Origin of the sequence: Vibrio sp. FF145 (genome assembly GCF_041439075.1) — a bacterium.
GTDB classification, from domain to species: domain Bacteria; phylum Pseudomonadota; class Gammaproteobacteria; order Enterobacterales; family Vibrionaceae; genus Vibrio; species Vibrio tasmaniensis_A.
Window position 1 is genome coordinate 1 of record NZ_JBGONH010000035.1, and the last position, 22418, is coordinate 22418.

The 22418-nt window shown below is 44.9% G+C and carries 18 protein-coding genes; 5 read left to right on the forward strand and 13 right to left on the reverse strand.

The genetic code is table 11. The features are described 5' to 3' along the window. Window positions 1-360: 360 nt before the first annotated feature. A complete protein-coding gene (locus tag ACED42_RS13965) occupies window positions 361-1839 on the forward strand; it encodes a peptide MFS transporter (protein ID WP_371702961.1) in 1479 nt (492 codons plus the stop codon). A gap of 203 nt (window positions 1840-2042) precedes the next feature. After that, window positions 2043-2825, forward strand: a complete 783-nt coding sequence (locus tag ACED42_RS13970; RefSeq protein ID WP_371702964.1) for a siderophore-interacting protein — start codon at window positions 2043-2045, stop codon at window positions 2823-2825. 114 nt (window positions 2826-2939) lie between these two features. On the opposite strand, the gene gntR is transcribed toward ACED42_RS13970, so the two are convergent. The 13 genes from gntR to ACED42_RS14035 form a co-directional block, all read right to left on the reverse strand. Beyond that, window positions 2940-3941, reverse strand: coding sequence for a gluconate operon transcriptional repressor GntR (gene gntR / locus ACED42_RS13975; protein ID WP_029222988.1), 1002 nt, complete (start codon window positions 3939-3941; stop codon window positions 2940-2942). A gap of 326 nt (window positions 3942-4267) precedes the next feature. After that, the gene (gene pepE / locus ACED42_RS13980) at window positions 4268-4999 is read right to left on the reverse strand and encodes a dipeptidase PepE (protein ID WP_012600367.1); all 732 of its coding nucleotides are present in this window, start codon (window positions 4997-4999) and stop codon (window positions 4268-4270) included. Between the two features lie 509 nt (window positions 5000-5508). Then, window positions 5509-7017 (reverse strand): NADP-dependent phosphogluconate dehydrogenase, encoded by a 1509-nt coding sequence (gene gndA, locus ACED42_RS13985; RefSeq protein ID WP_371702966.1) that lies wholly within the window; start codon window positions 7015-7017, stop codon window positions 5509-5511. Between the two features lie 3 nt (window positions 7018-7020). Further along, complete coding sequence (locus tag ACED42_RS13990) at window positions 7021-7518, reverse strand: gluconokinase (protein WP_065679300.1); 498 nt, start codon at window positions 7516-7518, stop codon at window positions 7021-7023. A 117-nt stretch (window positions 7519-7635) separates the two neighbouring features. Beyond that, window positions 7636-8958, reverse strand: coding sequence for a TRAP transporter large permease subunit (locus ACED42_RS13995; RefSeq protein ID WP_012600364.1), 1323 nt, complete (start codon window positions 8956-8958; stop codon window positions 7636-7638). After that, window positions 8951-9508: a TRAP transporter small permease subunit gene (locus ACED42_RS14000; RefSeq protein ID WP_004730132.1), complete on the reverse strand. Its 558-nt coding sequence runs from the start codon at window positions 9506-9508 to the stop codon at window positions 8951-8953. Before ACED42_RS14000 ends, ACED42_RS13995 begins: the two co-directional genes overlap by 8 nt. 65 nt (window positions 9509-9573) lie before the next feature. After that, complete coding sequence (locus tag ACED42_RS14005) at window positions 9574-10590, reverse strand: TRAP transporter substrate-binding protein (RefSeq protein ID WP_016797095.1); 1017 nt, start codon at window positions 10588-10590, stop codon at window positions 9574-9576. 200 nt (window positions 10591-10790) lie between these two features. Continuing rightward, on the reverse strand, window positions 10791-11693 hold the full coding sequence (locus ACED42_RS14010) for a multidrug transporter (protein ID WP_371702968.1): 903 nt from the start codon (window positions 11691-11693) through the stop codon (window positions 10791-10793). 132 nt (window positions 11694-11825) lie between these two features. Continuing rightward, entirely contained in the window at window positions 11826-12530 is a 705-nt protein-coding gene (gene phnR / locus ACED42_RS14015; RefSeq protein WP_016789432.1) for a phosphonate utilization transcriptional regulator PhnR, read from the reverse strand. Window positions 12531-12598: 68 nt separating this feature from the next. Then, window positions 12599-14308 (reverse strand): putative 2-aminoethylphosphonate ABC transporter permease subunit, encoded by a 1710-nt coding sequence (locus tag ACED42_RS14020; protein WP_371703005.1) that lies wholly within the window; start codon window positions 14306-14308, stop codon window positions 12599-12601. Between the two features lie 21 nt (window positions 14309-14329). Then, the gene (locus tag ACED42_RS14025; RefSeq protein ID WP_371702970.1) at window positions 14330-15439 is read right to left on the reverse strand and encodes a putative 2-aminoethylphosphonate ABC transporter ATP-binding protein; all 1110 of its coding nucleotides are present in this window, start codon (window positions 15437-15439) and stop codon (window positions 14330-14332) included. Between the two features lie 222 nt (window positions 15440-15661). After that, window positions 15662-17083 (reverse strand): FAD-dependent oxidoreductase, encoded by a 1422-nt coding sequence (locus tag ACED42_RS14030; protein ID WP_371702972.1) that lies wholly within the window; start codon window positions 17081-17083, stop codon window positions 15662-15664. Window positions 17084-17284: 201 nt separating this feature from the next. Then, entirely contained in the window at window positions 17285-18295 is a 1011-nt protein-coding gene (locus tag ACED42_RS14035) for a putative 2-aminoethylphosphonate ABC transporter substrate-binding protein (RefSeq protein ID WP_192853037.1), read from the reverse strand. Between the two features lie 350 nt (window positions 18296-18645). Between ACED42_RS14035 and phnW the strand changes: the two genes are divergently transcribed. From phnW to phnX, 3 genes are all read left to right on the forward strand, one after another. Beyond that, complete coding sequence (gene phnW, locus ACED42_RS14040) at window positions 18646-19749, forward strand: 2-aminoethylphosphonate--pyruvate transaminase (protein ID WP_371702974.1); 1104 nt, start codon at window positions 18646-18648, stop codon at window positions 19747-19749. Beyond that, the gene (locus ACED42_RS14045) at window positions 19749-21188 is read left to right on the forward strand and encodes an aspartate aminotransferase family protein (protein ID WP_371702975.1); all 1440 of its coding nucleotides are present in this window, start codon (window positions 19749-19751) and stop codon (window positions 21186-21188) included. Before phnW ends, ACED42_RS14045 begins: the two co-directional genes overlap by 1 nt. A gap of 97 nt (window positions 21189-21285) precedes the next feature. Then, window positions 21286-22104, forward strand: coding sequence for a phosphonoacetaldehyde hydrolase (phnX, locus tag ACED42_RS14050; RefSeq protein WP_012600354.1), 819 nt, complete (start codon window positions 21286-21288; stop codon window positions 22102-22104). The last annotated feature ends 314 nt before the right edge of the window (window positions 22105-22418 follow it).

Genomic DNA, 22418 nt, shown 5'->3' on the forward strand with positions numbered 1-22418 from the left:
TTCTTGAAGATAAAAGCGGCTTTCCCCGGAAAGCCGCGATGAACCTTTTTTATTGGCTAAAATCCAACAGCTAATTGAAAGTGATACTCACTTGAATATTTTACAAGATTACCACCTGTAACTTTCCGTTATTGGCTCGCGAATTAGCAACAAATAAATCTGACCGACATTTACACAACCATCCACTAGCAAAATCTAATATTGCATATTTAACGCATGAGAAAAATGAATCGCCCGATAAGAAAAGATATAGAGAGCAAAGTAACGAACACAGCAAATGTTTCATTTTATGTATTGCTATTAATGATATTATAATTGGGTAATTACACTACATATCAACACAAATGTGAGAATAAAATAATGTGGAATAGATTAAACAAATCAATGATGTTCTGCCAGATGATGTTCGGACTTTCGTTCTATGGCGTCATGGTGATCTTGACTCGTTTCTTCCTTGAAGATCTGAACTACAACGAAGCCGACACCATGATGGTTGTTGGTGCTTTCTCTGCAATCGGGCCGCTATTTGCTATCGCAGGCGGTTTCATCGCCGACAAATTTTTAGGCGCATACCGATCATTGACCATTGCCTTTCTCGGATTCGCAAGTGGTTACGGTCTACTGGTACTCGGTGCCGCAGCGACTAATGTTCCAATGGCTTTATGTGGTATTGCTTTAGCGAGTTATGCGCGTGGTTTGATGTCCCCTTCTTACCCAAGTCTTTACAAACGCACGTTCAAAACTCAAGAAGATTTCGAAAATTGCTACCCAATCAACTACTCAGTAAACAATATTGGTGCTCTATTAGGTCAATACTTGTTCCCAATGCTAGTGCTAGTTGTCGGTTTCCACGGTGGCTTCCTTCTTTCAGGTGTTCTAGCCGGTGCTGCGCTTCTGATGATGCTCTTTGTTCGCAAGGGCCTTGTTGAAGCAAGTGCTGAAATCGACCAAAAACCAGTTAGCACGAAAAACTGGGCTGCGTTCCTTGGTCTTTCGGCGGCGATGATCGGCTTGGTATTTTTCATGTTCTCTAACATGGATATTGGTCAGAACATCGTTTACGCGATCGGCGCAGCAGCAATCGTCTACTTTGTCTCTTTGATGCTGAAATCGAAGAAATCAGACATGCTGAAAATGGGTACTATCTTAATCATCACATTCCTGACGACATGCTTCTTCGTGTACTACGGCCAAATGATGACGTCAATGACAATGGTAGCGATCAACACAATGCGTGGCGATCTACTCGGATTCATCCCTGTAGCCCCGGAAGCTTCAATGGCAATGAACCCACTTTGGTGTATGGTTGCAGGCCCTATTATTACGGGTATCTTCTCTAAGCTAGAAAAGAAAAACATTCACTTCTCTACCGCAACCAAAGTAGGTTTCTCTTTCATTCTGACGGCGATCGCTTTCGGTATCTTAACGATGGCAGTAACGACCGTAGGTGAAGATATTCTGATTCGCCCTGAAGTGTTCTTAGCAATCCACTTCTTCCTAGCATTTGGTGAAGTTATTGTTGGTTCTATGGTTGTAGCCTTCATTCTGTCTGTTGCACCTAAGCACATCGAGAACTTCTCAGTAAGCTTATTCTCTGTAGCAATCGCAATGTCAGGCATTGTTGGTGCCGTTTTCTCAACGTCTATTGCACTTGAGAAAGGCCAAGAGATCACACAAGAGATCGTTCAAACGGTTTACGGTGATTACTTCCAAATGCTGACTGTTCTAGCGGTTGTAATGGTGGGTATCGCAATGGCAGCATCGTTCATTATTCGTAAGATGCTAGACGCAGCGAAAGCCGCAGATGAGACGATTGAACTAGAGCAAGCAAACAGCTAATTCTGCTCACGTTAAATAGCTCTAACACTTCAAGCCCTTTAGTTTTCTAAAGGGCTTTTTTGTCGGTATGGATGCCAGGGTAAATAGATAGGTGATTCAAGTTACGTTGCTCTGTGTAAATCAAAGTAAATGATAACTATTAGTATTGAGTGTTTTTTAGTTCAGGATTATGATGTCGGAATCAAAATCTAAGAGAGCCTTATATGAGCAAGCCTAGCCCTATCACATTAACTGTTACTCAAACCTCAACCATTACACCGAACATGCAGCGTATAACGCTTAGCGGTGAAGGATTAAGTAAGTACCCAACCGAATGTGCCGGCGGCTACATCAAGCTTTTGTTCTCGCCATTGGGCACAACCGATTTAAGCCAACTGAATGACGGTGAGCGCCCAACCATGCGCACTTACACCATTCGTCAGTACAACCCTTCAGAGAAGTTTATTGAGGTTGATTTCGTTCGCCACATCACTACAGATTTGCAGTGTGGTTTTGCAGCAAGGTGGGCAATGAACGCGAAAGTGGGTGACACAGTTTCAGTGGCTGGCCCAGGTTTAATTCAAGGACTTAACCTAGAGTCAGACTGGTTCTTCTTAGTTGCAGATATGACATCCCTACCTGCGCTTTCTGCAAAAGTAAAATCGCTTCCAGAGCACGCCGTAGGGCACGCCGTCATCCAGATCAATTCAGCAGCAGATAAACAAACGCTTGAAGCACCTCAAGGTATAAAAGTCACTTGGTTAATTGAAGATGAAACTGAAGAAACACTTTCACAAACGGTTCGCAATTTAGAATGGTTAGACGGTCAGGTTTCGATTTGGACAGCGTGTGAATTTGAAAGCATGCGCGAGCTGAGACAATACTTCCGAAACGAAAAAGAAGTCGCGAAAGAGAACATCTACATTAGCAGTTATTGGAAGCGTGGCGTCACTGAAGATGGCCACAAAGTGTTGAAGCAACAAGATGCTCAAGCTTTAACGGGTTAAGTCTGTTACTACATACATCTTTTGCCAGATAAATAAAAAACGCCCTTAGCGAAGTTCGTCTCGTTAAGGGCGTTTTAGTTTGAGCCCGATGAAGATCAAAGCTGACATGTAAAATTAGATACTCTCACCCACTTCAATCTCGTAACCGAGATCTAGCTTCGCCACCCATTCTTTGTTGCCTTGTAGACGCGCTACAACTTGCTGTGCAGCGACTTTACCGATCTGCTCCCTTGGTGTTACTACAGTCGCTAAACGCGGCGTCATCGCCACTGTGATGTCGTGTCCGTGGAAACCCGCAATCGCCATCTTCTCGGGAACTTGAATACCACGTCGTACGCATTCGTAAAAAGCACCAATGGCCAAATCATCGTTGGTACAGAAAATACCATTCACTTCAGGATGCTTATCAAGTAACTCACCAATCAGTTTTGCGCCTAAAGTAAACGAGGACGCGTCTTCCGTTTGCAGCGTTACTGGCGTTTTGTCGGCTTCTTGCATCGCATGCTCATAGCCCGCCATTTTCAAGCGAGTACGCTCATCCATTCGAGCAGCCAAATAAGCGATATTGGTACGCCCTCGATCGAGCATGGTTTTGGTCATCGCTCTAGCCGCTTCAAAGTTATCAAAGCCCACTGCTTGTTCAATACGGGGAGACACCGAATCCATAATTTCAATCACAGGGATAGAAACAGTCTGCAGCATTTTACGCGCTCTATCTGTGTGCACATTTTCTGACAGGATAATCGCGTCAACGTTGTAAGAAAGCAGTGAAGCGATGCTTTGCTCTTCCAGTTCTGCGCTATAGCCATAGTGGGCAATCATGGTTTGGTAGCCTGCAGGCGCGGTGACTTGTTCAATGCCACGGATAACTTCGGCGAAAACTTGGTTAGTTAACGAGGGAACAAGAACACCGATAGCATTGCTTTTTGCGTTAGAAAGAATGTCTGGCGCACGATTAGGGATGTAACCTAACTCGTCGACTGCAGCGCTGATCTTATCTCGCAGTGCTTCTGATACCTGTGAAGAGTCTCTCAGGCAGCGACTGACGGTCATTTTGGTGACACCAACTAGGTTGGCAACATCTTGTAATGTGGGACGTTTTTTCTTACTTAGCATACTGACAGCATCATGGTTACGATTAATGTTACTGGTAACATAGTAACGAATTTCGACTACTTTAGAAGAACTAAACACCTAAAACTTGATATCAGATCATAAACACACACGTCGCTTTGCCACCAATAAAACTAACAATACTTATTTTCGAAGACGATGTTCAATAAGTTCTCAACTTACACTTGATGTGTATATTACGTATTAAAAACCCCAACCTTGGATGATCAAGATTGGGGCTTGGTTTAACCCATTGCAATTGCGTACATAGCCAACCCCTATTAAGAGGCAGTAGCCTGTCTCTATTGGTTATCTAGTCTATTGGTTATCTAGCAACCGATGTCCATCAAGAATGCAAGATCGCTGTCCGCCGTGAACGTTTCAGCAAGTTGACCATGCTTAAAGAGCTTCATTGGCTTGCCTGTCGCGGTGTGGTACGTTAATTTTCCTTCACACACTTGCAGCATCGTCCCTTCAGGGATACCAACAACGACTTCACTTGGGTTCATGCACAAGAACTCTTCAATACGTTCATCACGTGTTTCGCCCATATGCCCAGAAATGGATGCTTCTATATAGTGAGGGTTAATCTGAAATGGCACAAAATTAAGCGCAGGCAAGATAGCAGCACTGACAATTGGCATATCATTAGTAGTACGGATCGTTGGGGTTGCGACATTTGTTCCCGCACTCCAACCAATAAACAGCTTACCTTTGTTGATCACAGCATCACGCATCGGTGTTACCAAGCCTAGGTCGTGAAGCATACGGTTAAGTACCCACGTATTACCGCCACTAATGATGATACCATCAACCTCTTTCAAGGCTTGCACTGGGTCTTCGGCTTCATGAATACTCACCACTTCGCAATCATATTCATCGAACACTTGCTGCAATTGCTGCGTGCGATCCGAGTATTGCCCTCGAATCATTGCGAATGGAATAAACAACATTTTTTTAGGCTGAGTCTTTTCCATCATTGGACGAATCCACTCTTTACCATACTCTAAAAGTGATGTGTCACCTGGTAACTTACCGTTACTAAATAGCATTACATTCATTACAACCTCACTACAATTTGCAAATTTACTATATATTATTTTGATATTCTCTTGAACTACAGCGCTTGCTGCTTTCAAAGGCTCTACGGGTAAGTATTCATAAATTGAGGGGAAGTAATGTGCGCCAGTAAACAAGTTCGGAAAAGGAATGACCTTTTGAAATAAAACAGTCCCGTCATAACCATAACGCGAAAGAATTGAACGCATTTCTATTCCAGCATTATTGTAATAATCGAAATCATTAAACATCTTTTCAATTTGGGAAAACTTTTCTATAACAACCATGAAGTAATCAAGGGAATCTATTATCCCCACAACCAAAGGTGCGCAACCTATGATAGTCATGTTGAGATGATAGTCATGTTGAGATGATAGTCATGTTGAGATGATGGTCATACGTTATGGTGACGTCAGTAGTTAATAGATTTGTTCAACATTGTTCGACATGTTTGTTTTGGTTTAAAACGAATAAAAATAACGCCCTCTTATTTGAGGGCGTTATTGATTGTTTAAGCGTTCACTTTTACTTCAGCTCTTGGAGACTGACTCCAAGTCACGTGAAACTTTTCAGCTTCATCTCTATCGACTCGCGAATAAGTATGAGAACCAAAATAGTCACGTTGCGCTTGCAGCAGATTTGCAGGCAACACCTCACAACGTAATGAGTCGAAGTAACTCAAAGCAGAGCTGATCCCCGGCATCGGCACACCATACAAAGCTGAGTTAGCAACGGCGATGCGCCAAGCAAGCTCACGCTCTTCCACTTGTTTGATGAAAGCCTCATCAAACAACAGGTTCGCCAGCTCACCATTTTGTTGATAAGCCGATGTGATACTTTGCAAGAAAGCGGCACGAATAATACAACCAGCTCGCCAAATCTTAGCTATTTGAGTGAAATCGAGATTCCATCCCTCTTTGTCTGACGCTGTTTTCAGTAAATCAAAACCTTGCGCGTAAACAGACAACTTGGCGCAATATAGAGCATCGTGAAGCTCAGAAATAGCCTCTGTTTTATCCAGCCGACTGGCATCAGCAATACTGCCTTTTAGAAGCTGACTACCTTGAATACGTTGTGATTTTTGACCGCTCATCGCACGTGCATAAACCGCCTGTGCAATGGTTGGCGTTGGACAACCTTCTTGCAGGCTGTTAACTGCTGTCCACAAACCCGTGCCTTTCTGCCCTGCTTTATCAAGCACAACCTCAACGAACGGCTTACCCGTTACAACATCTTCTTGTTGAAGAATATCGGCACTGATTTCCATCAGGTAACTATTAAGTACACCGTTGTTCCATTGTTCAAAGACTTGTCCAATCTCTTGAGCTGGCATTTCAAGCACATCACGCATGAAATGGTACACTTCGCAAATAAGCTGCATATCGGCATATTCAATACCATTATGTACCATTTTCACATAGTGCCCTGTACCAGAAGGACCAACATACGCCGCGCACGCTTCACCCGCTTCAAACTGAGCAACCGGTAGTCCATTCGCATCGACTTTAGCAGCAATCGCTTCCCACATCGGCTTTACATACTGCCAAGCTGATTGGTCACCACTGGCCATGAGCGCTGGGCCAACACGAGCGCCTTCTTCACCACCAGAAACGGCGGTGCTAAAGAAACGAAGCTTGCCTTTGTAGTTCACTTCGCGTGCTTCGGTATCTGTCCAAAGGCTGTTGCCTGTATCGATAACAATGTCGTCATTTTCTAAGCCAGCATCAAGCAAGCTATTCACGACGATATCGACAGGTTTTCCAGCAGGAACCGACAAAGCGATTACACGCGGCTTCGCGAGCCCTTGCAGCACATGTTCAAGGCTAGTCCCTTGTGTGAACTGACCTTTACCAGTAAACGATTCATTCAGCAGCTTGGCTTCTGAACTGGCGCGATCAATGTTGTCGGCGTTCAAATCAAAACCTGCTACGTTGAATCCATTATCAAGTAGGTTGAGTGCAAGGCTTTTACCCATCACTCCTAAACCAATCATCGCGATATCGTTTTTTATCTGAGTCATGATTTAGCCTATCTGCTTAATTTGTTTGAGTGCACTTTCTACGACTTGCTCAACATCTTGCGATATATCGACAAATAACGCTTCACCTAGCTCAGGCTCAACCAAAGTTGCGAATTGGCTTTTCAACATTTCTTGACCATTAAAGTAATGGTTTTCGCGAGCTTTATGGCGATTCCAAATCGTATCGAAACTGCCCTGAAGGTATATAATCACTAAGTCTTCATTGTTCTCGCGCAGAATCTCGCGGTATTGAGGTTTCAATGCAGAGCATGCAATCACAGCACTTGGTTGTTCGATGTATTGCTTATTCAGTGTTTCTAGCCATCCTTGACGATCTTCGTCAGTCAGCGGGATACCTTGACGCATTTTTTCTACATTGCTTTGTGGATGGAAGTCATCGCCATCAAAGAATTGAAATTCTAAAGCCTGCGCGATACGGCTACCAATCAGGCTTTTTCCGCATCCAGATACGCCCATCACTAGTATTTTTTTGCTTTTCATAAGGCAAGCCTTCCCTAAGCCCCACCAAAACAGGGGCTGACAATCGAATCTAATAGTTAAACTTGTGTTGCTGTTGATAGGTTCCTGAACGTTATACTCACTCAGGAACCTTTGCTGTTATTGCCACCAAAGCGCGAGCTGAGGGAAGATAATAACCAATGCCAGAACCAATACTTGAAGTGCAATAAACGGCAGTAATGAAGAGAAAATCTCACCTAAGCTGATGTCTTTTGGTGCTACTGATTTCAAGTAGAATGCCGCAGGACCAAACGGCGGTGACAAGAACGACACCTGCATGTTTAGGCAGAACACAACGCCGAACCATACTGGGTCAAAACCAAGGCCAGTGATGATTGGAACGAAGATTGGCATTGTTAGAAGTGCTACACCTACCCAGTCAAGGAACATGCCTAGTACCAACAAAATAGCCATCATGATTAATAGCGTTACTGTCGCGTTACCGCCACTGAGCGCAAGGATGGTTTCTTCAACAAAATCAATGCCGCCCATCAGGTTGTAGATACCAACCAATGCGCTTGCACCGATACCAATCCACATGATCATGCCGCAAGTACGCATGGTTGCGATGGCACTCTCTTTCAGCATGTTGTAGTTCAGCTCACCACGGATTAGTGCACTGATCATGATGCCAACTACACCCAAAGCAGACGCTTCTGTTACTGATGCGATACCTGTGTAGATACTGCCCAAAACCGTTGCGACAGAAAGCAATGGGAAGAACAGAGCTTTGAAGTAGCTTGGCTGATTGGCGATGTCTTCTTCTGTCTCGTCATCACTTGGAATTGGCGCAAGAGAAGGGTTGAGCTTACAGCGAATCAATACGTAGCCGATGTAACAGCCCGCAAGAATAAACGCAGGTAGGAAAGAAGCTTTGAACAAGTCGCCGATCGATACGCTGGCTGTCATACCGTAGATGATCAGTACGATACTTGGCGGAAGCATGGTACCAAGTGCGCCACCTGCACAGGTTGTACCAATAGCAAGCTTACGGTCATAACCTAAACGAAGCATTTGTGGCAGTGCAAGAATACCCAGTAGTACCGTTTCACCACCGATAACGCCCGACATCGAAGCCAATAGAACCGCGACTAATAAGGTTTGTACTGCCACACCACCGCGAACTTTACGGCCGACAGATTTCATTGCATCAAACAAATCGCGAGCAATGCCCGAACGGTCTAATAAAGCCGCCATCAAAACGAACATCGGTACTGCTAAGAACACATAACCAGAAGCAAAACTGTAGGTACGGCTTGCGATCAAAGGTAAGGCATCAGGACCAAACCAACACAGAGTGAAGAAAATCGCGACAAAGCCTGTTACGAACGCTAGCTGCATACCGGTCAGTAGCAAACCAATCATCATAACCAGCATGAGCAAACTGCCCCATGCGATACCAATAGAAGATAAATCAAACATCGTCATTCTTCCTTAGACCCATCAACTCTTGGATTAGGTGCAATACAAACTGGACAACAAGAACACACAAAACGACAAAAATCAGGCCTTTCAGCAACGCAGGATAAGGCGCGTTTAACACTGAACCTGATGTTTCAAGGCGGAATTCACCCCATGGTGCAAACCACGCTTCTTCCGCAGTGAAGTAAGCCGCGTAAGCCAGCATGCCAGCAAAGGCCAAACCAACAATGTGGTGAACAAGATTAAGATATTTGCGTGCTTGGTTAGACACTGAATCGTAGATAAGAACCACACGTACATGCTTATTCGCAGCAAACGCGTAGATACCACCAATAATGAATAAAGAACCACCGATGAAAGAAGCTGTTTCATGTACCCATGTGGTCGGGGCATCGAATGCGTAACGCATCACAACTTCATAAAATGAAATCAATACAGTAAAAATAAACAACCAGCTAACGAGATTACTGAACTTTATAACAAAACGATCAAGCGCATTTCTTGGTTGCTCGTCGTTTTCAGCTGGGGCGTGGGGGATTTTATCGGTCATGAGCCAAATTTCCTGGGAGAATACGGGAGAGCAGAGCCCTCCCCCGTCAGTAAACTAAGTTTGAATTACAGTAAGCCGTTTTCTTCTAGGAACACAGTCACTGAGGTGTAAACTTTCCCTGCGTTATCAGAACGCTCTGCAAATACCTTCCATTGGCCTTTCGCGATTTCACGGAACTTCTTACGCTCTTCTTGAGACCAGTCGTGGATAGTAATTTCTGGGTTCGCTTGAGCTTCTTTCAGTGCCGCTTGGTCAGCCATTTTCAGCTGAGTCGTCATGTCGTAAGAGAAGTCACGCACTGATGTTTGCAGAATTGTTTGTAGATCAGCTGGCATCTTGTCCCATTTCTTCTGAGAAACAGAGATATCGATTAGAGGCAGTGAGTGGAAGCCCGGTTGAACTGGATGTGTTGCAATATCGTTCATGCCCGCTTTTTGGTTGGTAGAGAATACCGTGTAGTCCGCGGCATCAATTACGCCTTTGCTTAGGCCAGTAAATACTTCAGAACCCGGCAGGTTTACTGGAGTTGCACCCGCGGCTGCAAATACTTGTTGAACTAGGCCTTCAGGCGCACGTAATTTCAGGCCTTTAAGATCCGCAACACCATCGATTGGCTTTTTAGAAATGAAAGATTCAACACCCGTCGTAGAAGCACCAACAAACTGAACACCGTAAGGCTTGTACAGTTCGGTCATTAGCTCATTACCACCACCGTAGTTCATGTACTGAAGCAGTTGTGTTGTGTCTGACCATGCGCCAACCATGTTACCGATAAGACCAAATGCTGGATCTTTACCAGAGAAGTAACCTGTTGCTGTGATGTGACCATCTAGGATGCCCATTTTGATCGCGCCTAGCGTTTCTGTGTGCTTAACCACAGCGCCTACAGGCAGAAGATCGATATCAATACGTCCGTTAGACATCGTCTCTACGCGCTCAGCCCACTTCTGCTGAACTTTGAAGTTCAAGTCGCCAGAAGGATCTGAAGATTGAATTTTAAGTTTAAAGTCTGCAGCCATTGCTGAAGTAGCAAATAGACCAGTGAGGGAGGCAGCAATCAGCGTTTTAGTCAGAGCTTTCATTTGGGTATCCTTATGAGTTTCACAGAGTCCGGTTTGTAATTATATGTTACCGGTAACATTGAGGTGGATGTTACCGGTAACTTTACAGCCTTGTCTATGAGAAGGATCACATCTTTAACATTAGTAAAACGTTTGCTATCAATAAGAAAAATGCGACTGAAAAGTCACATTATAGGTTGGAGGTAGGATTTAATTTCTTTTTAAGTCAGTGAGATAACTAAACCTGCAATGATAAAAACGACGCCTACACCACGTGTAACGTGCCACTTTTCCTTTAAAAAGTAGATCCCCATCACTACGCCGAAGATGATACTTACTTGCCTAAGAGCAACAACCAAGCTGACGTTCTCAGTCATGGTCATCGCAAACAACACCAAACCATAAGTCGAAGCCATCATGATGCCGGCCACAGTGGCTTTCTTTCGCAGTATCCAAGCATTATGAAATTCGATTCTTTGGTTGGTTACGAATAACCAAACACTCAGCGGAATCACAATCGCCCAAAACTGAATGCCTAGGTAGAAAATCGCAGTGTGTTTGTTAGTAACGGTGGGTGTGCTCAAAGGATCGAGTAACAAAAGCGCTTCTTTATCAATAATGGAATAGCCCGTGGTACCAATGGCCGCGATCAACGCCCACAGTACGCCAAGGTTGAGATACGCTTTTAACCTAAGATCTGAAAACTGCTTAAGTGGTACAAACAAGCAGCCTAATGTTATTAAAGTGAACCCAATCCATTGATTCGCCGACAATTCATAGCCTATCAACACCGTGCCTAAACCCACCATCAACACAGGCAGTGCCCGTGCCATTGGGTAAATCACACCGATATCAGCTTGTTTGTAGGCCGCGCCTAGCCCAATCAAATAGATGATTTGACAGATCCCACTCAAGAAAACCAGTTGCCAGAATGGAAGTGAGATATTTGATAGCCCTACACTGTGAACATACCAGAGCAAGTAAGGCGTCAATATCGCTGCGGCGGCAAAGCCAGAGGCTAAGAAGAATGACGAACCCGATCCTTGATTAGATTTACCTAGAACGTTCCAACCCGCATGAAGCAAAGCCGAAACAATCACGATGACAATGGCAGAGAATTCCATTTCATTCCTAAATTATTGATGAATTAGCACAACGGCTGACAACCGGTGATAAAAAAGGCCTCCGAATAAGAGGCCTTTGATCGTTTCAATTGGGCGTTGGTGCATAATTGAATAATTCATTCTAAAGTATGACTAGCGCTCTAGCTGGGCTATCGACTCAATGCTGATCGCATCATGACGCCAATACTCAATATCGCAGTCAATCAAATCACCGTTCTGATTGTAGTTAACACGCTCGACCACCATTGCAGGAGAACCCGAAGTCGCACGCAGTGCTTGCGCAGTTTCACCCAGCAAAGACGTTGTGCTCACACGATAACGTATCTTCTGATACACCACGCCAAAGTGCTCTCGGTATATGTCCGTCAACGATTTAGACAAGTCGTAGTCAAGCAAGTTAGGGAACAGTTCAGGTCGAATGTAGTTGGTCACATACACAACTGGCCTGTCTTCAAGGTAACGAACTCTGTCCACTCGATAAACATCCGAAAAAGGTTGCAGCTCAAGAAGCTTAGTTGCTTCCTTGGTTGCTAACATGCCTTTCGCTGCCACTAATTCTGTTTTCGGCTTACGATTCTGCGACAAAGCCATATTAGTGAAGTTCAGCGTTTGCGTTGGATCGTAGCGCAGTGGCGCTGGAGAGATAAACCAACCACGGCGGTCTTCTCGATAAATACGCCCTTCCGCTTCAAGTGAAGACAGCGCTTCACGCAACGTTACTCGTGTTGTATCAAACGATTCAGCCAGTTTGCGCTCCGCAGGCAGCTTCTGTCGTGGCGTTAACATGCCCGACTCTATCTGCTCTACGATGACGTCTTTGATTTTTACGTACTGCACTTCATTTCCTTTTATTATTGTTCTTGTCGTCAGCCACTCCTTGGCCAACTGCAATATAAAATGGTTCGCTAGCGTTTACGCCAAGCTTGGGTGCGCTTCTCAAATAACTTGTTGATTAGCATATGAATCAACTTCGCACTTGCCGCCGATATCATGATCATGACGGCCATGGCTGCTGCTGCACCGGTTTGTCCCGCATCGTCCATATTCAGTACTGAAACTGACGCAGGTATCGTATCGGTAGAATACAAGAATACTACCGCAGATGTCGTGGTAAGTGCATTAATAAACAAGTATGTCGCAATATCTAAAATCGCAGGCAAACAAACCGGCACCGTTACCTTAAAGAACAGCTTGTATTGCGGTAGGTTAACTGAAGCCGCCGTTGCTTCTATCTCTTCAGGCAGCTGTTTTAATGCGGTTAATGCCGTCATGTGCCCTACCGTGTAGTAGTGAACCACGGTGTTGATCACCAAGAACGCCATCGTGCCATACAAGAAGTTAAGTGGGTTGCTCAAGTCATTAAAGTAGAAGATGTACCCCAAACCCAACACCATACCCGGAACCGCCATCGGCACAACACTGAGCATCTGCATTGCCTGACGAACGGGACCAAATGCTCTGCCTTTCTCAATGCAATATGCACCAAGGAAAATCAGCACTGTACCGATAATAGCAGTCCATGCACCCAGCGTTAAAGAGTTGAAGAACGGCGTCCAACCGTAGGTACTCATTTCTGAGAAATTATAGTTATTCAAGGTGAGTGCTTTGTTCCAAGGCCAGAACGTGACCATAGAACCGTATATCGCCATGACTAGCACGATAACAACAGCAGCAGAGATGATGGTGCAATAGAGCAAACACACGCCATCACGTAGAGTGTTTGGTTCAGGTTGGTACGCGACGGATCGAGTATCAAACAAGCTCTTCTGTTTCTTTTGAACCCAGCGATCCACTGTAAACGCAAGCAACGCAGGCAACAGCAACAAAATACTGGTCACTGCACCCATAGAGAAATTCTGTTGCCCTACCACCTGCTTAAAGATGTCAGTCGATAGAACGTTATAACTGCCACCAATCACCTTTGGCACACCAAAGTCACAAACCACCAGCGTAAATACAACGATCAGCGTGCTGATCAAACCATACTTTGCCGCAGGTAGCGTCACCATGAAAAAGGTTTTTAAAGATGAAGTATTGAGTGCACGTGCCGCCTCATACAGACGAGCATCAGAGGTTCTTAACGAGGTGGTCAGAATCATCAAGGCGTGTGGAAAAGTCCAGAATATTAAGCCGAGTGATATACCAATCAAACCGTATACCGAATTCCCCCCTAACACTTCTTTGGCGATACCTTGGTTACCAAATAAGAAGATCAAACTGATCGCAGGAAGCAACGACGGAGCTAGAATCGGCGCTGAACCCAACACCTGAAAAAGCCCCTTGAAAGGCATACATGAACGAGTCAACGCATAGGCATAACCAAACGCTAATACTCCCACGACAACGGTCACTAACAACCCAAGCGTGAACGTATTGCCTACCGACTGCCAGAGGCTCTGCGAAGCAAAATACGTTGCGAAATTCTGTAATCCTACAAATTCACCGTCTGCGTTCTGAACACTTTTTTTCAACATTGCCCACAGTGGCATCAGAATGAATAGCGTCATGACCACTGACAAAAAAGCCAGAAGCCCGAATAGGATTACGTTGTCTTTACTTAACCGAGCAAGAAAAGGCTGTACTCGTCGTTGAATTAGCAGCTTAGATTGCATCATTTGAGTCGATTCCATGATTATTTACGCCGCCTCGTCTTTCATCACTTGCAGGCTTTTCGATGGGTAAGCTCTCAGGCCTTCGTGGTCAAACGCCACATAACGAATATCACTGCGACGCAGCTTCAATCGATTGAACTCTTTGACTGATACATCAACGATGATCTCTTTCGCCGTGGAGTCATGTTGCAATTGACACTCAACACGATAAAACGCCCCTAAGAATTCGCTTGATACGATTCTCACGGGTAATGACTCACTAAAACGATCCACAAACTGGATTTGCTCTGGACGAACGGCAATATCGAAAACATCACCTAGGTTTGGCGTGAGATTATCTAAGCCAGGTAACGGCAGCATTGACTCAGCAATACGCATCTTACCTTGAGCTGCAACAGAAGCTTGAATGAAATTCATACTGCCAACAAACTCAGCCACAAAACGACTGACAGGTTTTTGGTAGATCTCTTGAGGAGCACCGACCTGCTCGATAACACCATGATTCATCACCACGATACGGTCAGCCATCGTTAGTGCTTCATCTTGGTCGTGCGTCACCATGATAGTGGTGATACCCAACTTGCGTTGCAGTTGGCAGATCTCGTCACGCAGATGTGTTCTTACCTTCGCATCCAACGCAGACAGCGGTTCATCGAGGAGTAGCAAACCTGGAGACAAGGCCAATGCACGAGCGAGAGCCACGCGTTGCTGTTGTCCACCAGACAGTTGATTCGGGTATTTCTGGCCAGATGTTGGTAAACCAATGGTTTCTAACCAAGATTCTACCGCTTCCAGAGCTTCTTTGGTCGACATCCCTTGGTTTTTCAGACCAATCGCGATGTTCTCTTCCACAGTGAGGTTAGGAAACAAAGCGTAAGATTGGAACACGATGCCAAAGTCGCGCTTTTCTGGCGGCAAGAAGGTCGTATCATTACCGTTCTGCTCAATAGAACCTGAAGTTGGCAAGTCTAGACCTGCAATCGCACGTAATAAGGTGGTTTTTCCACAGCCAGATGGGCCAAGGAAGCAGACGAACTCGCCTTTATCTATCGATAGGGAGATGTCTTTTAACGCTGTAAATTGGCCAAATTGCTTTACAACGTTTTCAATATTCAAATAAGTTTGGTTGCTCATACTACAGCACTCTCTATATGGTATATACCAAATTTAAACTGAGAATATTGCAGTTGAGTGACAAATTTATAGTAGCTAAATGACAGTTATATTGCAGATATAATAAGCATTAAAGATTGCTATTTGCTCGGCTTTGAAAGTTAATTCAGAAAGCCCTCAATGACTAGCCCATAAGTCACAGAGAGCCTTAGTGTATACCTCTAATTTGAACCTTAAATCAATTTATGATTCAACCTTGTCGGCTTTACCTGCCGCCCCCGCGAGCTTTGCCAATTGCTTATCTAGCCACAATGGCGTGTTACCAGAATCTTCCGCGTTCTCTTTTCGTCGAACAGCATCTCTAACCATCATTGCCCCAGCCCAACGAAATGGCTCTGTTGGGAAATAGCCTCGTGGACCACTAGTTAAACCACTACGAGTCCATTCGTTATCAACTCCTAACACCATTGAAGACAAAATTTTGCCTCCCATGCGAGTTTGAGCCACACCATTACCTGAGTAACCAAGCCCATAATAGATATTGCTTTGGCCTTTTAGATTACCGAAAAATGGCAATCCTGTGACGGATCGGTCTGAACCGCCCGACCAGTTGTAATCGAATTCATTCTGCTCCAGTTTAGGGAACAATTTCTGGAAGGATTGATTGAGAATCGGTAGGTAGTTAGTCGTTTGGTTGAACATGCTTTCAACCTGATTCGCAAACGAGAATTTATTACCGCCTTTGCCCAACATGAGTCGTCCGTCCTGGGTATCTCGGTAGTAGTGGACAAAGATACGCGAATCCACCACCGCCACCCCTTTCTCTGGGCCAAATTGCTTGAGCTTTTCAGGAATAGGCTTGGTCACCACCATATCTGAAGAGACAACAACAATGCTGCGTTTGAACTCTTTAAAGTGATCGAGCATCCATGCATTGAGCGCTAAGATCACTTTATCGGAAGTTATCGTCCCACCCTTAGTTTGGACGCGAACTGGTGAGCCGTAATCAAGAGAAGTCATCTCTGTGTTTTCGTGCATTTCAACACCCAGTTCAAGTGCGACTCGGCGCAAACCTCTCGCCAATAGCGCAGGCTGAACACTACCCGCAGCTTCTGAGTAGTAACCCTCAATGTGGCGATCAGATCCCGCTTTCTCAGCCAAAGAATTGTCGCACTTCTTCCAGCTATTGATACCCTGCTTAACCAGCTCATTAACCACTGGCTCCATTCCACCCTTCTGAGCTTGATTGGTCGCCGTGTAATAAGTACCACTTCGATACAGATGCGCGTCGATGTCGTGTTCGTTACAGAAAGTTTCGATCTCGTAAATGACCTTTTCAGATTCCTTAACCAGCCATTTCGCCTGCTCTCTTCCGTAGAGCTTTTTCAGCGTTGGATACTTTGTCGACCACGTCAGCATACACCCTCCGTTCGCGCCAGAAGCACCGCTGCCACACAAACCTTTTTCAATCACCACAACGTGCTTTTGAGGCTGTTGTTGTTTGATTAAAATCGCCGTCCATAAACCAGTGTAACCACCGCCGACAATGGCGATATCACAGTTAACGTCTTTTTGAAGCGGCTTAGCCGAATCTAGTCCCGCATTGATGTTACCAAATTCTTGTTCTAACGCTTGCTTGAACCAATATGAGTAGTGCTTTGTCATTTGTTGTACCTTACTTAAAACCTAAAGGTGTAAAACTAAAAAAGGAAGACCGAAGCCTTCCTTTACTGATTCCTAACTTCTAATGAGCTGCATATCTATTGGACTACGTGTCTAATAAACCATGTGTCGAATAAACTCTGTAATCTAATAAGCTCAGTAGATAATTAACTAAGTAGCCAATAAACTAACTAGCTCAGCAGATTAAGATTTTGGCTCTGATTTAGCGTCAAACTTCTCAGACCATGTTTTAAGAACGTCTGCACGTTCACTGCCCATGCGAGCGAAGTCCATTTTTGCCATGTTCTTTTCTACGTTCGGGAAGTTCTCTGCTTTACCTGTTACATCTTGGTGGCCAACAACTGGGTACATTTCGATGTAAAGCTCGTTTGCCGCTTTAGAAATAGACCAATCGATAACACGTTGTGCTGCATCAGAAGGCTTAACAAGGCCTACCGCTTCAGATTCCCAGCCGATGCCTTCAGGCGTAATAACTGAAAGTGGCGCGCCTTGAGTTTTCAGCTTAGCGCCACGGCTCGCCATAGAAATACCGATAGCGACTTCACCCATACCGGCTTGAACACATGGCTTAGAACCAGAGTGCGTGTAGTGAGCAATGTTTTGATCTAGCTTCTGCATGTAGTTCCAACCTTGGTCTTCACCCATGTTTTGTAACCAAGCCGAAACCTGCATGTAGCCCGTACCAGAAGACGCTGGGTTTGGCATTGCAATGTGGCCTTTGTAGATAGGCTTCGTTAGGTCATCCCAAGATTTAGGTGCCGGTAGGTTCAATTGCTTAGCCACTACTTCGTTAAAGCAAACTGCATTGAAGAATGCGTCATTGCCGTACCAAGCTTGAGTAGATTGCGGGTCGTTAAGGTTTACACGCAACGCTTCTACACCTTGAGGAGTGTAAGGCTTAAGAATGCCCTCTTCTTTAAGCAGTGCCATTGAAGAACCAGCAAGACCCCACACCACTTCTGCACGAGGGTTGTTTTTCTCGGCCAATAATTTTGCCGTCATGATCCCAGTTGAATCACGAACCCATTTGATGTTGATGTCTGGGTTTTCACTTTCAAATGCGTTTTTGTATTTCGCTAAAATGTCAGTTTCAAAAGCGGTGTAAACCGTCACTTCCTGTGCTGCATAAGCATTACCAGCTAGTAGAGTAACTAATGCTGCAAGTGATCCTTTCATAAAACGGTTTTTCATCATTTTCTCCAGTCAGGCCCGATGCCAAGGTTAGGAATTGCCAAGGTTAAAGTTGTTAAGGCTAGAAGCTCCATCTAGAGGCTTCTATATCCATAAATTCATTTAGGTTGTTAGCACACATCTTCATATTGGTATGTACCAAATTTCGAGTATTAAGCTAACTTGCTTTTATGACGGTTAAATGAACAAAAAATGGCAGTTTAAAGATCGGAAAATTTCTCAACACAAGTGACAAATTTTAATATGAAGCTTTTGTGAAAATAACGTTTGGGCTATTTACGACCGTTTAAATTGGTTGTTAAAGTAACCGCAAATATTGGTATAGTCCAAAATATAAATCACGAGAATTGAACATGAGAAACGAATACCTACTACTGACACCGGGTCCTCTATCTACTTCTGAAACCGTTCGCCAAGCGATGCTAAAAGATTGGTGTACTTGGGATGATGAATACAACAAAGACGTTGTTGAAGTGATTCGTAGCAAGCTAGTGACTTTGGCGACTAAGCAAACGGGTTACACGAGCGTACTAATGCAAGGTAGCGGCACCGCTTCAGTTGAAGCAACAATCGGTAGCGTTATCTCTAAAAGCGGTAAGCTTCTTGTTGTTGACAACGGTGCGTATGGGGCTCGGATTGCTCAAATCGCAGAATACTTAAACATTCCATGCCATGTCGTTTCCCCAGGTGAAACATCACAACCTGACTTGAACGAAATGGAAACGGCATTGACCATGGATTCAGACATTACTCACGTGGCGATTGTCCACTGTGAGACCACCACTGGCATGCTGAATCCAATTGAAGAGATTGCCAAATTGGCAAAACAGCACAACAAAACTGTCATTCTAGATGCGATGTCGAGCTTTGGTGGCATTCCTATGGATATTGCTGACTTAGGTATCGATTACATGATCAGCTCGGCAAACAAGTGTATTCAAGGTGTACCTGGATTCGGCTTTGTTATTGCGAAGCAATCGGAACTGGAAAAATGCAAAGGCCAAGCTCGTTCATTAAGCCTTGACCTGTTTGACCAATGGCACTGCATGGAAAGCAACCATGGTAAATGGCGTTTCACCTCTCCGACTCATACAGTGCGCGCTTTCTACCAAGCCCTACTTGAATTGGAACAAGAAGGCGGCATCGAAGCTCGTCATAGTCGCTACCAAACCAACCAAACCACATTGGTTGCAGGTATGCGTTCTCTTGGCTTTGAACCACTGCTTAATGATGATCTTCATTCACCTATCATCACTTCTTTCTATTCTCCAACTCATAGCGATTACCAATTCAAGGAATTCTATGACCGTTTGAAAGAGCAAGGATTTGTGATTTATCCGGGCAAGGTTTCAAACGCAGACTGCTTCCGTATAGGTAACATCGGTGAAGTTTACCCGTCAGACATTGAAGCTCTCATTGGCGCGGTGAAAAACGCTATGTACTGGGACATCAAATAATGACGACGACCAATCAAGAGCCGATTCTAAAGGCCACGCACTTTCGAAGCGAAGGCGATGTGAACACCACGCCAGCACGCGAAAAATGGAACGAATCGCTAAACGATGATGCGACTCAAGTGATGTTAAAGCGTGATGCTGACGTGTTTCTTCATCAAGCCATGTCAACGCCTTGCCTAGACACACTTGAAGCAGCCGAAGGCATCTACATTCAAGATGCAACTGGCAAGAAGTACATGGACTTTCACGGCAATAATGTTCACCAGCTAGGTTATGGTCACCCACACATCATCAATAAGGTGACTCAACAAATGGCGTCATTACCGTTTTCACCGCGTCGCTTTACCAATGAAACTGCGGTTCAGTGTGCTGAGAAACTCACACAGATCTGCGGTGGTGATTTGAATCGCGTGTTGTTTGCTCCGGGTGGTACATCGGTGATCGGCATGGCACTCAAACTGGCTCGACATGTCACCAACAACTTTAAAGTAGTGTCGCTATGGGATTCATTCCACGGCGCGTCACTCGATGCAATTTCAGTGGGTGGTGAAGCTTGTTTTCGCGAGGGTATGGGGCCGTTAATGGCTGGTGTAGAACGTATTCCACCAGCCGTCTCTTATCGTGGTGCTTTCCCGCTTAATGACTCTTTATTGCTTCGCGGGCAAAACTCCGGCGATGCGAACGAGACCGCATGTGATGTGCATTATGCGGATTACCTAGAGTACGTGATTGAAAAAGAAGGCGGTATTGGAGCCTTCATTGCAGAAGCGGTTCGTAACACAGACGTGCAAGTACCAAGCAAAGCTTACTGGAAGCGCATCCGTGAGATTTGTGATAAGCATAACGTCATGTTGATCATCGACGACATTCCAAACGGTATGGGTCGCAGTGGCGAGTGGTTCACTCACCAAGCGTTTGATATCGAACCTGACATCCTATGTATCGGTAAAGGTTTTGGCGGCGGCTTAGTACCAATCGCAGCCATGATCACTAAAGACAAATACAACACGGCAGCGCAAGTATCTCTTGGTCACTACACCCACGAGAAAAGCCCAATTGGTTGTGCGGCAGCACTCGCGACCATGGAAGTGATTGAACAAGAGAATCTGCTCGAAAAAGTGCAAAAAGACAGCCTGTTCGTGCGTGAACAACTGCTTCAGATGAAAGAGAAATACCCAGTCATTGGCGACGTTCGCGGCATCGGTCTACTTTGGGGCGTGGAGTTGGTCACCGACCATATCACCAAAAGCCGAGCGTTCGATGAAGCAGAAGCCGTACTTTATCAATGTCTGAACGATGGCCTGAGCTTTAAGGTGTCACAAGGTAACGTGATTCAATTGAGCCCGCCCTTGATCATCAGTCGCAGCGAACTAGAAGTCGCTCTGTCTGTATTCGAAAAAGCGATAGCAAAAGTCTGCAAAGACTTTGAATACCTTTAATTCATTCTTTAAATCAACATTTAGACCAATAACCTAAAACAATCATTCGTCCTCCCAGAACTTTGCACTGGGAGCGACACAAAAATAGGATACTATTATGAACACAACATCACCTATCCAAGCGGTTATCTTTGACTGGGCTGGCACTATCGTTGATTTTGGATCATTTGCTCCAACCAGTATTTTCGTTGAAGCATTCAGACAAGGTTTCGACTTTGATATCGACTTAGCAGAAGCGCGAGAACCCATGGGGATCGGCAAATGGGACCACATCCAAGCAGTTGGTCGAATCCCAGCTGTTAACGCTCGTTGGAATGCTCAATTCGGACGCTCGATGACCAGTGAAGACGTTGATGCGATCTACGCGGCATTCATGCCTCTTCAGAAAGCAAAAGTAGCAGACCACGCAGCACCAATTTTAAACGCGATTGAAGTCGTGAATAACTTAAAAGAAAAGAACGTAAAAATCGGCTCTTGTTCTGGTTACCCACGAGAGGTGATGGACGTACTAATTCCAGCTGCAGCAGATTACGGTTATCTTCCTGACAACGTAGTTGCAACTGACGACTTACCGCAAGGCGGTCGCCCTGCTCCATTCATGGCACTTAAAAACGTCATTGACCTAGGTGTGACGAACGTCGCTGCGTGTGTGAAAGTGGATGACGCTGCACCGGGTATCGATGAAGGTCACAACGCAGGCATGTGGACAGTAGGCCTTGTATTATCAGGCAACGAAGCAGGCTTAACCTACCAAGAATATGTGGATGCCGACGAAGCGACACTTGCAGCTGCGCGAGAAAAAGCAAGCATTAAGCTAAACAAATCAAACCCGCACTACCTGATCGATACCATCGCCGACTTACCTAGAGTGATTGCAGATATCGAAAAGCGTTTGTTAGCCGGTGAGCGTCCGTAACAGCTAAGCCTCCGCTCCACCTTACAACTCAGGCTATGTAGCCATATAATCCGTTCACACAAAAAGATGAAACCTCGTACCGCCTTAAAATGATACGAGGTTTCATTGTTTCCAACATTTAAGACAACAATTGATCAACAAAAAAGCTATAAATAGCGCCTTGAAAACTATGAATACCAACAATCTGATTGACTATCATACGCAATCAGACTAACAATATATTAGTAGTACTTTAAAAGCTCTACCTGAATCAACGCCTTGATTTACTTACGGTCGCAGTGTCTTAGCCAGTAAGTGATCGCTTTCCAGGTCAG